Source organism: Bradyrhizobium sp. 41S5, from assembly GCF_011516665.3.
Taxonomy (GTDB): Bacteria; Pseudomonadota; Alphaproteobacteria; order Rhizobiales; family Xanthobacteraceae; genus Bradyrhizobium; species Bradyrhizobium quebecense.
In genome coordinates this window covers 6,492,303-6,505,521 of the sequence record NZ_CP083721.1, presented here as the reverse complement: position 1 = coordinate 6,505,521, position 13,219 = coordinate 6,492,303, and the positions used below count along the sequence as shown (strand labels likewise).

The 13,219-nt window shown below is 64.2% G+C and carries 13 protein-coding genes; 7 read left to right on the top strand and 6 right to left on the bottom strand.

Going from position 1 to position 13,219, the window contains the following annotated elements:
• Nucleotides 1-183: 183 nt before the first annotated feature.
• From HAP47_RS31270 to HAP47_RS31260, 3 genes are all read right to left on the bottom strand, one after another.
• Nucleotides 184-1,686 (bottom strand): flavin-containing monooxygenase, encoded by a 1,503-nt coding sequence (locus tag HAP47_RS31270; RefSeq protein WP_173641264.1) that lies wholly within the window; start codon nucleotides 1,684-1,686, stop codon nucleotides 184-186.
• Nucleotides 1,687-1,758: 72 nt separating this feature from the next.
• Complete coding sequence (locus HAP47_RS31265) at nucleotides 1,759-2,601, bottom strand: AAA family ATPase (protein ID WP_173641265.1); 843 nt, start codon at nucleotides 2,599-2,601, stop codon at nucleotides 1,759-1,761.
• Nucleotides 2,602-2,706: 105 nt separating this feature from the next.
• A complete protein-coding gene (locus HAP47_RS31260) occupies nucleotides 2,707-2,952 on the bottom strand; it encodes a GlsB/YeaQ/YmgE family stress response membrane protein (protein ID WP_173641266.1) in 246 nt (81 codons plus the stop codon).
• Between the two features lie 285 nt (nucleotides 2,953-3,237).
• On the opposite strand from HAP47_RS31260, the gene HAP47_RS31255 reads away from it, so the two are divergent.
• The 3 genes from HAP47_RS31255 to sseA all read left to right on the top strand — a co-directional run bounded on the left by HAP47_RS31255 (nucleotide 3,238) and on the right by sseA (nucleotide 5,918).
• Nucleotides 3,238-4,413 carry a vWA domain-containing protein gene (locus tag HAP47_RS31255; protein ID WP_050632069.1) on the top strand — a complete coding sequence of 392 codons (1,176 nt, stop codon included), beginning with the start codon at nucleotides 3,238-3,240 and terminating at the stop codon, nucleotides 4,411-4,413.
• A 133-nt stretch (nucleotides 4,414-4,546) separates the two neighbouring features.
• Complete coding sequence (locus HAP47_RS31250; protein ID WP_173641267.1) at nucleotides 4,547-4,960, top strand: rhodanese-like domain-containing protein; 414 nt, start codon at nucleotides 4,547-4,549, stop codon at nucleotides 4,958-4,960.
• A gap of 100 nt (nucleotides 4,961-5,060) precedes the next feature.
• A complete protein-coding gene (gene sseA, locus HAP47_RS31245) occupies nucleotides 5,061-5,918 on the top strand; it encodes a 3-mercaptopyruvate sulfurtransferase (RefSeq protein ID WP_173641268.1) in 858 nt (285 codons plus the stop codon).
• Between the two features lie 10 nt (nucleotides 5,919-5,928).
• Here sseA and HAP47_RS31240 read toward each other — a convergent pair whose 3' ends face one another.
• Nucleotides 5,929-6,759, bottom strand: a complete 831-nt coding sequence (locus HAP47_RS31240) for a hypothetical protein (protein WP_173641269.1) — start codon at nucleotides 6,757-6,759, stop codon at nucleotides 5,929-5,931.
• A 322-nt stretch (nucleotides 6,760-7,081) separates the two neighbouring features.
• Between HAP47_RS31240 and HAP47_RS31235 the strand changes: the two genes are divergently transcribed.
• Both HAP47_RS31235 and HAP47_RS31230 read left to right on the top strand, forming a co-directional pair.
• Complete coding sequence (locus tag HAP47_RS31235; protein WP_173641270.1) at nucleotides 7,082-8,329, top strand: L,D-transpeptidase; 1,248 nt, start codon at nucleotides 7,082-7,084, stop codon at nucleotides 8,327-8,329.
• 102 nt (nucleotides 8,330-8,431) lie between these two features.
• Nucleotides 8,432-9,184 (top strand): DUF4336 domain-containing protein, encoded by a 753-nt coding sequence (locus HAP47_RS31230; protein ID WP_173641271.1) that lies wholly within the window; start codon nucleotides 8,432-8,434, stop codon nucleotides 9,182-9,184.
• Between the two features lie 9 nt (nucleotides 9,185-9,193).
• Here the strand turns inward: HAP47_RS31230 and HAP47_RS31225 are convergent, their stop codons facing one another.
• Together HAP47_RS31225 and HAP47_RS31220 are read right to left on the bottom strand one after the other, a co-directional pair.
• On the bottom strand, nucleotides 9,194-10,156 hold the full coding sequence (locus HAP47_RS31225; RefSeq protein WP_173641272.1) for a D-2-hydroxyacid dehydrogenase family protein: 963 nt from the start codon (nucleotides 10,154-10,156) through the stop codon (nucleotides 9,194-9,196).
• A gap of 126 nt (nucleotides 10,157-10,282) precedes the next feature.
• Nucleotides 10,283-10,525 carry a hypothetical protein gene (locus HAP47_RS31220; protein ID WP_173641273.1) on the bottom strand — a complete coding sequence of 81 codons (243 nt, stop codon included), beginning with the start codon at nucleotides 10,523-10,525 and terminating at the stop codon, nucleotides 10,283-10,285.
• Between the two features lie 271 nt (nucleotides 10,526-10,796).
• Between HAP47_RS31220 and ettA the strand changes: the two genes are divergently transcribed.
• Nucleotides 10,797-12,446, top strand: coding sequence for an energy-dependent translational throttle protein EttA (gene ettA, locus HAP47_RS31215; protein ID WP_173641274.1), 1,650 nt, complete (start codon nucleotides 10,797-10,799; stop codon nucleotides 12,444-12,446).
• Nucleotides 12,447-12,613: 167 nt separating this feature from the next.
• The gene (locus tag HAP47_RS31210) at nucleotides 12,614-13,198 is read left to right on the top strand and encodes a TIGR00645 family protein (RefSeq protein WP_173641275.1); all 585 of its coding nucleotides are present in this window, start codon (nucleotides 12,614-12,616) and stop codon (nucleotides 13,196-13,198) included.
• Nucleotides 13,199-13,219 lie beyond the last annotated feature (21 nt).

Here is a 13,219-nt window from a genome sequence, read left to right as displayed (position 1 = left end):
GTCCAGCGTCGTCCCGGCGAAGGCCGGGACCCATAAGCACCGATGGTCATTGTTGCGTGTCAGTGGAATGACGAGGCCCGTCGACAACATCCGCCGCGGAGTATGGGTCCCGGCCTTCGCCGGGACGACAGCGGAGAGTGTGTGGCCGTTAGCAACTCAGGATAACGGGAAACTTGCAGGAGCTCAGCCGTATACGAACGCCTTGTCCTCGAGGTCGATCGCCGGGAATTCGTCCTTCTCGGCCCAGTAATCCTGGTTGTGCTGCCACTCCGGCTTGTCGCCGCGCTTCGGCAGCAGGTGCATGCCGCGCATCATGTAGCCGGGGTTGAAGTTCTCCGGATCGATCCACGGCAGCAGCGGCATGTTGTGGTCTTCGGGGCGCAGCTCGGGCGTCACTTTCTTCGCGCCGGTTGCCTTCATGTGCTTGAGCATGCGGCAGACGAAGTCGCCGACCAGATCGACGCGCAAGGTCCAGCTGGCGCGGAAATAGCCGAACACCCAGACGAGGTTCGGCACGCCGGTGAACATCATGCCGCGATAGGTCACGGTGTCCTTGAAGTCGAGCGGCTTGCCGTCGATTGCGAAGTCGATGCCGCCATTGGCGGAGAGGTGGAAGCCGGTCGCGGTGATGATGATGTCGGCCTCGAGCTCCTTGCCGGACTTGAGCAGGATGCCGGTCTCGGTGAAGCGCTCGATCTCGTCGGTGACGACCGAGGCCTTGCCGCCCTTGATGGCGTGGAACAGGTCGGCATCCGGAATGAAGGCGATGCGCTGCCGCCATGGCCGGTAGCGCGGCGTGAAGTGGGTGGCGATGTCGTAGTCCTTGCCGAGGACGGCCTCGACCGCCGCCAGCAGGTCCTTCTTGGCGCCCTCGGGCTCGGCGAAGGTCCGCTTGGTGAAGGCGTCCTGCTCGAACAGGATCTTGCGGCGGGTGATCTCGTGGATCCAGGTCTCGTCGACCTGCAGCCGGCGCAGTTCCTCGGCGATCTCGATCGCGTTGCGGCCGGTGCGGAAATAGGTCGGCGAACGCTGCAGCATGGTGACATGGCCGGCGTCCTTGGCCATCGCCGGGATCAGGGTCGCAGCCGTTGCGCCGGAGCCGATCACGATGACGCGCTTGCCCTTGTAGTCGAGGTCGTCGGGCCAGGTCTGCGGGTGCACGACCGTGCCCTTGAACTTCGCCATATCGGTCCATTCGGGCGTATAGCCCGCGTCGTGGCGGTAGTAGCCTTGGCACATCCAGAAGAAGTTCGTGGTGAAGCGTAACTGCTCGCCGGTGTCGATGCGCGTGGCATCGATGGTCCAGAGGTTGGTCTCGTTCGACCAGTTCGCCGCGGTGATGGTGTGGCGATAGCGGATGTGGCGGGCGAGATCGTTCTCGTCGATCACCTCGCCCATGTATTTCAGGATCTCGGCCGCGCTGGCGATCGGGGCGCTGGTCCACGGCTTGAAGCGATAGCCGAACGTGTGCAAGTCGCTGTCGGAACGGATGCCGGGATAGCGGTGGGTGGACCAGGTGCCGCCGAAGGTCTTCTGCGTCTCCAGCACCACGAAGCTGGTGCCCGGGCATTGCGTGGTGAGGTGGTAGGCGGCGCCGACGCCGGAGATGCCGGCGCCCGCGATCAGGACGTCGAAGTGCTCGGTCGTGACGGGCTCGGCGGCGCGTATTTGGGTCTGGACGTTCATCTTCCCTGGTCTTCTTGTTGGTTGGAGCGGTTCAGCAAAACGCCGGAGCGAATGCCCCGGCGCTTGCGTGTACTAGACTTCGCGGCGGCTGAGGAACGCCAGCCGCTCGAACAGGTGCACGTCCTGCTCGTTCTTGAGCAGCGCGCCATGCAGCGGCGGGATCAGCTTGCGCGGATCGCGCTCCCTGAGCATCTCGGGCGTGATGTCCTCGTTCAGCAGCAGCTTGAGCCAGTCGAGCAGCTCCGAGGTCGAGGGCTTCTTCTTCAGGCCCGGCACTTCGCGAACCTCGAAGAAGATCCGCAGCGCCTCTTCCACCAGCCGCTTCTTGATGCCGGGGAAGTGCACGTCGACGATCTTGTTCATCGTGTCGGCGTCGGGGAACTTGATGTAGTGGAAGAAGCAGCGGCGCAGGAACGCGTCCGGCAGTTCCTTCTCGTTGTTCGACGTGATCATCACGATCGGGCGCAGCTTCGCCTTGATGGTCTCGCCGGTCTCGTAGACGTGAAACTCCATGCGGTCGAGTTCGAGCAGCAGGTCGTTGGGGAATTCGATGTCGGCCTTGTCGATCTCGTCGATCAGGAGCACCGGGCGCTTGTCGTGGGTGAAGGCCTCCCACAGCTTGCCGCGCTTGATGTAGTTCTTGATGTCGGACACGCGGGCGTCGCCGAGCTGGCTGTCGCGCAGGCGCGACACCGCGTCGTATTCATAGAGGCCCTGCTGCGCCTTGGTGGTCGACTTGATGTGCCAGGTCAAAAGCGGCGCATCGATCGCCTTGGCGACTTCCTCGGCCAGCACGGTCTTGCCGGTGCCGGGCTCGCCCTTCACCAGCAGCGGGCGCTCGAGCACGATGGCGGCATTGACGGCGACCTTGAGGTCATCGGTGGCGACGTAGTCCTTGGTACCCGTGAATTTCATCGATCTGTTTGCCTTGCTTCGTTCGTTGGCCGCATGGGTCTCACCTTGGGCCTCAACATGAAACGACCGCTCTCGCAGCGGCCGTCGGAAATGCAAATTGTTCGATCAGGCCCGCCTGATCAGCGACAGGATCACCAGCACGACGACGGCACCGATCGTCGCGTTGACGATGTCGCGGATCGCGCTGCCGCCGAGGTTGATGCCGAGTTGCGGCAGCAGCCAGCTCGCCACCAGCGCGCCGATGATGCCGACAACGATGTTGCCGATCAGTCCGAAGCCCGCGCCGCGCACGATCAGCCCCGCGAGCCAGCCGGCAATCGCACCGATCACCAGTGCCGCAATGATGCCCATTCAAACGTCCTGCCCAATGTCTTGTCAGGCGCAATTGTAATTGAAAAAGCCGGGCGGTCTAGGGCGGATTCCGCAGCGCAGCGGTACCCTGAACGGCGCGGCACGCATGGAATGTCGACCGTCATGTTTCCGCTGCGCGGAATGACGGCCGCACGGAAACGGGGCGGGGCGTCGTGGGGTGGACCCCGCAAGACATGGCGCCAGGGGCCATATCAAGGCGGATCGCCGGTCTCGGCATGGCTCGGCCCCTTGACGCCACCGGTCCAGCGGGCGATCTAGGTGAGTATGTTCCTGCAGTTCTTCACATCGCTGCGCGACGCCCAGGTCCCCGTGACGCTACGGGAATATCTGACCTTGATGGAAGCGCTTGACGCCGATCTCGCCGAACAGACCGTCGAGAACTTCTACTATTTGTCGCGCGCCGCCCTGGTCAAGGACGAGCGCAATCTGGACAAGTTCGACCGCGTGTTCGGCACCGTGTTCAAGGGGCTCGAGAGCCTGCTCGACGCCATGGGCAAGGCGGAGATCCCCGAGGAGTGGCTGAAGAAGCTCGCCGAGAAATATCTCACCGAGGAAGAGAAGAAGCAGATCGAGGCCATGGGCTGGGACAAGCTCATGGAGACCTTGAAGAAGCGGCTCGAGGAACAGAAGGGCCGTCACCAGGGCGGCAGCAAATGGATCGGCACCGCCGGCACCTCGCCGTTCGGCGCCCACGGCTATAATCCCGAGGGCGTGCGGATCGGGCAGGAGAAGAACCGCAACAACCGCGCCGTGAAGGTGTGGGACAAGCGCGAGTTCAAGGATCTCGACGGCAATGTCGAGCTCGGTATTCGCAACATCAAGGTCGCGCTGCGGCGGCTGCGCAAGTTCGCGCGCACCGGCGCGCCCGACGAACTCGACCTCGACACCACGATCAAGGAGACCGCCAACCACGGCTATCTCGACGTGCATATGCGGCCCGAGCGGCGCAACGCGGTCAAGGTGCTGGTGTTCTTCGATATCGGCGGCTCGATGGATTCGCATATCGAGCAGGTCGAGGAATTGTTCTCGGCCGCCAAGAGCGAATTCAAGCACATGGAATATTTCTACTTCCACAACTGCCTCTATGAGGGCGTCTGGAAGCAGAACAAGCGGCGCTTCACCGATCGCACGCCGACCTGGGACGTGCTGCACAAGTACCCGCACGACTACAAGGTGGTGTTCGTCGGCGACGCCTCGATGTCGCCTTACGAGATCATGGTGCCCGGCGGCTCGGTCGAGCATGTCAACGAAGAGGCCGGCTCGGTCTGGCTCGACCGCATCACCCGCACCTATCCGCACGCGGTGTGGCTCAATCCGGTGGCGCAGAAGCACTGGGACTATTCGGAATCGACCACCATCATCCGCCGCCTGTTCTCCGAGCGCATGTATCCGATCACGATCGAAGGTCTGGAGAACGCGATGCGGGAGCTGGTACGGTAACCAATCCCGTCATTCCGGACGGTCCGTAGGACCGATCCGGAATCTCGAGCTGATGAAATTTGATCGAGATTCCGGGTTCGATGCTGTCGCATCGCCCCGGAAAGACGAACAACAAGAAGCCAGGGAGAGCTCCATGCCCCAGAACATCCACCGCGGCATCAAGGTGATGATCGACGAGGCCAATGCCGAGATCGAGACCATCAGCGCCGCCGATGCAATCACGCTGATCGGCAAGAACGACGTTGTCATCGTCGACATCCGCGATCCCCGCGAGATCGAGCGCGACGGCAAGATCCCCGGCGCGTTCGCCTGCACCCGCGGCATGCTCGAGTTCTGGATCGATCCGAACAGTCCCTACGCCAAGCCGATCTTCCAGGAAGACAAGAAGTTCATCTTCCATTGCGCCGGCGGCATGCGCTCGGCGCTCGCGGCCAAGACCGCGAAAGACATGGGCCTGAAGCCGGTCGCGCATATGGGCGGCGGCTTCGCCGCCTGGCGCGAGGCCGGCGGTCCGATCGAGGCGTGGGAGCCGAAGAAGAAGGGCTAAGCCAGGATGTCACACGCGGGCTTGACCCGCGTGTCCATCGTTTCAAGGCAAGATGGATTGCCGGATCAAGTCCGGCAATGACAATGGAGAGACAGGTAAGATGACCGTCACCGACGATCCGCTCGTTTCGACCGAATGGCTGGCTGCGCATCTCGGCGACGCCAACGTCAAGGTGCTTGACGCGACCTTCAAGCTGCCCGGCGTGCTGCCGCTGCCGAAGGACGACTACCTCGCTGCGCATCTGCCCGGCGCCGTGTTCTTCGACGTCGATGCGGTGTCCGATCATTCCAATCCGCTGCCGCACATGTTTCCGAGCGCCGAGCAGTTCGGCCGCGACGTCGGCGGGCTCGGCGTCAGCAATACCGATACCGTCGTGATCTATGACGCCGGCGGCTGGGTCGCCGCGCCGCGCGCCTGGTGGATGTTCCTGTCCTATGGCCATCGCAACGTGCGGATTCTCAACGGCGGCCTGAAGAAATGGCGCGCCGAGGGCAGGACGGTCGAGAGCGGCGAGGTGAAGGCGAAGCCCGCGACCTTCACGGCGAGTTACGATCCTAAGCGCGTGCGCAGCATCGAGCAGATGATTGCCAATGTCGAAAGCCGTGCCGAGCAGGTGATCGATGCGCGCGCCGCCGAACGCTTCGAGGGCCGCGCGCCGGAGCCGCGGCCGGGCATCCGCGCGGGCCACATCCCGGGCGCCCGCAACGTGCCCTACAACCAGCTGTTCGATGCCGCGACCGGCGAGATGAAGCCGCTCGACGATCTGCGCAAGTCGTTCAGCGGTGCCGGCGTCAAGCTCGACGCGCCGATCGTGACGAGCTGCGGCTCCGGTGTCTCGGCCGGCGTGCTGACGCTCGCGCTCTACCGGATCGGCGTCACCGACACCGCGCTCTATGACGGCTCATGGTCGGAATGGGGACAGGCGAGCGGCCCGCCGATCGCGACGGGGCCGGCCTGATAAATACCCTCTAACGCCGGGTGAGCGGCACCAGGGTCGGGTTGCCAAACGGATCGAGCTGCTGCTGAACGGCCTGCCGCACCGGCGGCGCGCGGACGATCCGCCGCCGCTCTTTGCGATGCGCCGGCTTGCTGGTCGCATTGCGCTCCGGCTTCTTCGCCTTGGCGGCCTTCGGCGCGGCCGGCGCTTCGACGACAACTTCGGGCCCGCCCAGCGTTGCGATCCTGGTCGCGGCTGCGATGGTCTCGGGTGATGGCGGCGCTGCTGGCTCCGGCGCAGCCATCGCGGGGGCCGGTGCTGTGAGTGCGGGTTCGCCGGGTGTGGCAGGCGGATCGGCCACGGCCGCGACCTTGGCCTCGGCTGGCGCCGGTGCCGCTTCCGTGGAAACCGGTGCGGGCGACGGATCCATGGCCGGAGGCTGCGGAGCGACCTCGGCGGATTGCACCGGTGCGGGAGTTTCGACCGTCTGGGCTTCCTGATTCGGCGGGGCGGGCGGCGGATCTTCCGCCTTCACCGCGGCGAGCTTCGCCGGCTCGGCAGGAGGCGAGGCTTCGGCAGGAGCAGCCGGCTCGGATGCGGCAACTGGCTCTGAGGGTGTCGAAGGGACCGGGCTGTCGGCCGCCGCCTTGTCCGCGGCTGATGGCTCGACCCGCACCATGGCGAGCACCGGCGGGGCCTCGGGCTGCTGCGCGAATTGCGGCTCGGGCGGGGCCCGGCGGGCCGGGATGCTGGCGAATTCCTCATGCGCCGCGCGAAACAGCGCGGCTGCCCCTAACCCGAACACCAGAAGCGACGTCGCCAGCACGATCGCGGCGAACAGGAAACGAAGGCCGGGGAGCATGGGCGCGGGTTCTTCTGCGGAGGGTCTTTGATCTCGAGGGAACGCGGTGACCACACAAAAGCCGGTGTCGCGAGCGCGAATCAGGCCGATATCGAAGATATCGCAACCCTCGGCGACTGTTTGTTACAAAATTCGGGTGATTGATGACTTTGGGCAGGTGGACAAACATTCCCGACCCATGAGACATCTTTGCCGCAGCGCTGACGGCACATCACAAAAGCCCGAAATGGCCCGGATTTCGCGGATTTGTCTTGAATGCGCCGCTATCTTCCTGCATTGGGCCGTTAACAGTCCGGTGTGGCTTGGGGACTATAATAGAGCAATGATGATCAACCGCATTCTGACGATTTGCACTGCCGCGGCTCTCGGCGTGGCGGGAACCTCGATTGCGCGTGCGCAGCAGGGCTATCCGGCTCCCCAGGGCCCGGCCTATTCGGCCGCGCCGCAGCCCTACTCGCAGGGCAACATGCCGGATTTCGACTCGCTCGACGATGAAGACGCGCCGCGCAATTCGGCCGCGCTGCCGCCGCCCGGCCCGGTGATGTCGCCGGATGACCCGCGCTATGGCCGCCCGATCAATGCGCCGGTCTATTCCGATCGTGGTGCGCCGTCCGGTCCCGTGATGTCGCCGGACGATCCGCGCTACGGCCGTCCGATGAATTCCCAGCCGGTCTACTCCGACCGTGGTGCGCCAACCGGTCCGGTGATGTCGCCCGATGATCCGCGCTATGGCCGGCCGATGGGGCCGCCGCCGGTGATCTATGGCGATCGTCCGGGCGCGCAGCAAGCCAATCGCGACAACGGCGTTCCGGCCGCAGGCGTGTCCTATGGCGACGACCGCGGCGGCATGCGTCCGCCCGAGGGCGTTACCGGAGCGGTGCCGCAGCAGCAGGCGCCGGTCGATGCCAATGGCAAGCCGCTGCAGATCGCAGCGTTGCCGCCGGACGAGCAGCCGGAAGACGGGCCGGCGCAACTGGCTCCGAATCTGCGTCGCCAGGAAGTGGCTTTCGCGACCAAGGAGCCGGCCGGCACCATCGTTGTCGATACGCCGAACACCTACCTTTATTACATCTTGGGCAATGGCCGGGCGATCCGTTACGGCGTCCGCGTCGGCCGCGACGGCTTCACCTGGACCGGCGTGCAGAAGATCACCCGCAAGGCCGAGTGGCCAGATTGGCATCCGCCGCCGGAGATGATCGAGCGTCAGCCCTATCTGCCGCGCTTCATGGCAGGGGGCCCCGGCAACCCGCTCGGCGCCCGCGCGATGTATCTCGGCTCGACCGTGTACCGCATTCACGGTACCAACCAGCCGTCGACCATCGGCAAGTTCGTCTCGTCGGGCTGCATCGGCATGCTGAACGAGGACGTCTCGGACCTGTTCGAACGCGCCAAGGTCGGCACCCGCGTGGTCGTGCTGCCCGGCGGCGCAGCCCCGGGCACGACGACGGCTTCAGCCGCGCCGCCGCCCAACCCGATGGCCCCCGCGCCGACGCAGGCCCAGGCCGCGCCGCTGCCCGGCGCGCAGCCGACATCGGTCCAGCCGCTGCCCGCACCGGTCACGGTGCGCTAAGCCAATCGGCAAGTTGATCATTGAAAAAGGCGCGCCAACGGCGCGCCTTTTTTTGTTGCAACCAGCCTGTCTGTTTCGACGTTGCCGCTATGAGGCTATGCGATGCAGGAATCCCGCCTGACCTATCCGCCGCTGAACACGCCGAAACTGGTCGCCGACGATGTGTGGATCGTCGACGGCCCGGTGATCCGGTTCGGTCCGCGCGGCTTCACGATGCCGTTTCCGACCCGCGCCACGATCCTGCGTCTGCCCGGCGCGCAGCTCTTCATTCATTCGCCGACCCCATTGGTGGATGAACTCAAGGCCGAGATTGCCCGTCTGGGCAGGCCGCACTGGATCATCGGGCCGAACCGCCTGCATTATTGGTGGATACCGCAATGGCATGCGGCCTATCCCGACGCGCGTGTCTTTCTCGCACGCGGCATCGCACAGCAGGCCGGTGATCGGCTGGCTCTCGATGGCGAGCCGCTGGAGCAGCGATCGGGCTACCCCTGGGATGAATGGATTGCGACGCTTCCGGTGGCCGGCAGCTACATGACGGAGGCCGTGTTCTTCCATCTGAAGTCACGCACCTTGCTGCTGACCGACCTGATAGAGAATTTTGAAGCCGAACGAATTGGTTCGCCGTTGATGCGATTGCTGACCTGGATCGGCGGCGTGCGCGATCCGGACGGCAGTACGCCGCGCGACATGCGTCTGACATTCCGGCGCGACAAGGCGGCACTGAAGGCCGCCGTCGCCTGCATGATCGGATGGGATCCGGAACGGATCATCCTCGCCCACGGCCGCTGGTATGACCGGAACGGCCGCGCCGAGCTCGAACGCGCATTCCGCTGGCTTGGCCGTTTGCCGTGAATGCTGCTGTCAGGCCAGGCGCCGCGGCGGCTCGCCGCCTTTGGTGAAGGCGTCGATGCACGCGACCATCTGCCGATAATGCGTCCGCAGGCTCTCGCGCGTCGCATAGCCGAGGTGCGGCGTGATCACGACATTGTCGAGCTTACGGAGTGGGTGATCCGGCGGCAGCGGCTCGACCGAGAACACGTCGATGCCGGCGCCCGCGATCTTCCTCTCGCGGAGCGCCGCAAGCAGGGCGTCTTCGTCGACGATCGGCCCGCGCGCGGTGTTGACGAGATAGGCCTGTGGCTTCATGCGGGCGAGATCGGCAGCACCGACCAGTCCGCGCGAGCGCGGGCTCAACACGACATGGATGGTGATGATGTCTGATGTCGCGAACAGTTCGTCCTTGCCGGCGTAGCCGACGCCGGCCTCCTTGCATTTTTCCGGCGTCAGGTTGGGGCTCCAGGCGATGACGTTCATGCCGAACGCCTTGGCCATGCCGGCGACCTTGCTGCCGAGCTTGCCGAGGCCGATGACACCGAGCGTCTTGCCCTCGATCTCGGTGCCGGAAAAACTCTGCCAAGGCTCGCCGGCGTGCATCCGCGCATTTTCGCGGCCGATGCCGCGGGTCAATTCCAGGATCAGGCCCATGGTCAGGGGCGCGGTGGGGTCGCGGCTATATTGGGTGCCGCACAGCACCACGTTGCGCTCCTTGGCGGCCTCCATGTCGATTGCGGCGTTGCGCATGCCCGACGTGATCAGGAGCTTCAGCCTGGGCAACGCGTCGAGCAGGCTGCGCGGGAACGGCGTGCGCTCGCGCATCGCGCAGATGATCTCGAAATCCTTCAGCTTGGCCGCTGCTTCCGCCTCGCTCGCGAACGGCTTGTCGAACACGGTGACCTCGACGCGATCCTTGATCGCCGGCCAGTCGGCCAGCGAGAGCGCGATGTCGAAATAGTCGTCGAGGATTGCACAGCGGAGCCGCGTCATCGGAAAGGTCCATTCAGGGTGAGGGCGACGGTGGACAATCAACCGTCGGGCAGCCCCGGATGGTCGCGCGCAATCGGCAGTCGCGCAAGCGGCCGCAGTTTCAAAATGCGGCGATTGTCACATGGCTCAGGATGGCTTGCGTGTCTTCGCGGTGCGGATATCGGCGAGCATCGACCGGACCGCCGGCGACAGCGCCATCTGCTTGGCACGGCAGGCCGGACCCGGGCCGCGCATATAGTGCAGTTCCGGCCGGTAGGGATTGAAAGCCTTGGCAACGAAAGCCCGCCAAAAGGCGCTGAATTCGGCGAACAGCTTTGCCTCGCGTTTGGTCGTCTGGCGCGAAAGAGGGGCTGAAATGATGGTAGCCATGACGTGGCCTCAACTGTTTGGTCGCGGTTCTGCCGCGAAAATCGCCGTTTTCGGCGTTGAGAACGAGTTTTGGCCTGATTTATTAAAAGATAGTTTCAATTGTCGTGATTCGGCGCGCACTTGGTGTCGAACCCGTAATCACCCGTGGCGAATGGACGGAACGTGGTGAACGGATGGAAAACGACCGCTCCGCGGTTGCGCTTTCGGGGGCCGGCCGTTACATCGGCGGCAGCAAAATTTCCACAAATCCGGACAATTCCAGGGATCGCGAATGGCTCGCCAGTTCGTCTATTTCATGCAGGGTCTGACCAAGAGCTACCCGACCCGCAAGGTGCTCGATAACGTCCATTTGAGCTTCTACCCGGACGCCAAGATCGGCGTGCTCGGCGTCAACGGCTCGGGCAAGTCGACGTTGCTCAGGATCATGGCCGGCCTCGACAAGGAATATAACGGCGAGGCCTGGGTCGCCGAGGGCGCCCGCGTCGGCTATCTCGAACAGGAGCCGCACCTCGATCCCGCACTCAACGTCCGTGAGAACGTCATGCTCGGCGTCGCCAAGCAGAAGGCGATCCTCGACCGCTACAACGAGCTGGCCGTCAATTACTCGGACGAGACGGCCGACGAAATGACCAAGCTGCAGGACGAGATCGAGGCGCAGGGCCTGTGGGATCTCGACAGCAAGGTCGACCAGGCGATGGACGCGCTGCGCTGCCCGCCCGACGATGCCGATGTCACAAAACTGTCAGGCGGCGAACGCCGCCGCGTCGCGCTGTGCCGCCTGCTGCTCGACCAGCCGGAATTGCTGCTGCTGGACGAACCGACCAACCATCTCGACGCCGAGTCGGTGTCATGGCTCGAAGGCCATCTGCGCAACTATCCCGGCGCGATCCTGATCGTCACCCACGATCGCTACTTCCTCGACAATGTCACGAGCTGGATCCTCGAGCTCGATCGCGGCCGCGGCATTCCCTACGAGGGCAACTACTCGTCCTGGCTGGTGCAGAAGCAGAAACGGCTCGAGCAGGAGGGCCGCGAAGACGCCGCCCACCAGAAGACGCTGGCCCGCGAGCAGGAGTGGATTGCGTCGTCCCCCAAGGCACGCCAGGCCAAGTCGAAGGCGCGCTATCAGCGCTATGAGGACCTGCTGAAGCAGGCCAGCGAAAAGCAGACCCAGACCGCGCAGATCACGATTCCGGTCGCCGAGCGTCTCGGCCAGAATGTGGTGGACTTCGAAGGCCTCAGCAAGGGTTTTGGAGACCGCATGCTGATCGACGATCTCACCTTCAAGCTGCCGCCGGGCGGCATCGTCGGCGTGATCGGTGCCAACGGCGCCGGCAAGACCACGCTCTTCAGAATGATCACCAAGCAGGAGGAGCCCGACAAGGGCTCCATCACCGTCGGCGAGAGCGTGCATCTCGGCTATGTCGACCAGTCGCGCGACGCGCTCGACGGCAAGAAGACGGTGTGGGAGGAGATCTCAGGCAACAACGAGCTGATCCTGCTCGGCAAGAAGGAAGTCAACTCGCGCGGCTATTGCTCGTCGTTCAACTTCAAGGGCGCCGACCAGCAGAAGAAGGTCGGCGCGCTGTCGGGCGGTGAACGCAACCGCGTGCATCTCGCCAAGATGCTGAAGTCGGGCGCCAACGTGCTGCTGCTCGACGAACCGACCAACGACCTCGACGTCGACACGCTGCGCGCGCTGGAAGAGGCGCTGGAGGATTTTGCCGGTTGCGCCGTCATCATCAGCCATGATCGCTGGTTCCTCGACCGCATCGCGACCCACATCCTGGCCTTCGAGGGCGACAGCCATGTCGAATGGTTCGAGGGCAACTTCCAGGATTACGAAAAGGACAAGATGCGCCGGCTCGGCCAGGACAGCATCATTCCGCACCGCGTGAAGTACAAGAAGCTGACGCGCTGATCGGCTGAAGCAGTCGAGTGCGGCTATCGCGCCGTGTTCGACCGCTCACTCGTTTTGCAGGATCGTGAGGGCATCGCGGCGCAATCTGCGGCCAGTTGTCGCTTTTCAAGCGCGCGGGATTGCGTAGATAGAGCGCTCCGCATTCTCAATTCCGCGAGCACTCCAAAATGTCCGCACTATCAGACGCGCCCGCCCGCTCCAAGGGCCGGCCGCTGCGTCCCGTTCCCATGCTGATCTTCGGATCGCGCTGGCTGCAATTGCCACTCTATGTCGGCCTGATCATCGCCCAGGGCGTCTATGTCGTGCTGTTCCTGAAGGAGCTGTGGCACCTGTTCGCTCATGCCTTCGATTTCAGCGAGCAGCAGATCATGCTGGCCGTGCTCGGCCTGATCGACGTCGTGATGATCTCGAACCTCCTGGTGATGGTGATCGTCGGCGGCTACGAGACCTTCGTCTCTCGCCTCAATCTGCAGGGACATCCGGACGAGCCGGAATGGCTCAGCCACGTCAATGCCAGCGTGCTGAAGATCAAGCTGGCGATGGCCATCATCGGCATCTCCTCGATCCACTTGCTGCGCACCTTCATCGAGGCCGGCGCGCTGTCGTCCGGCAAGGGCACCTACACCGAGACCGGAGTGATGTGGCAGACCATCATCCACTGCGTCTTCATCTTGTCGGCGATCGGCATCGCCATCGTCGACAAGCTGTCGAACGACTCGATCGAGGGCGCCAAGCAGCAGGTTGGGCATTAGCCGGGGCAACTAATAGTGGCT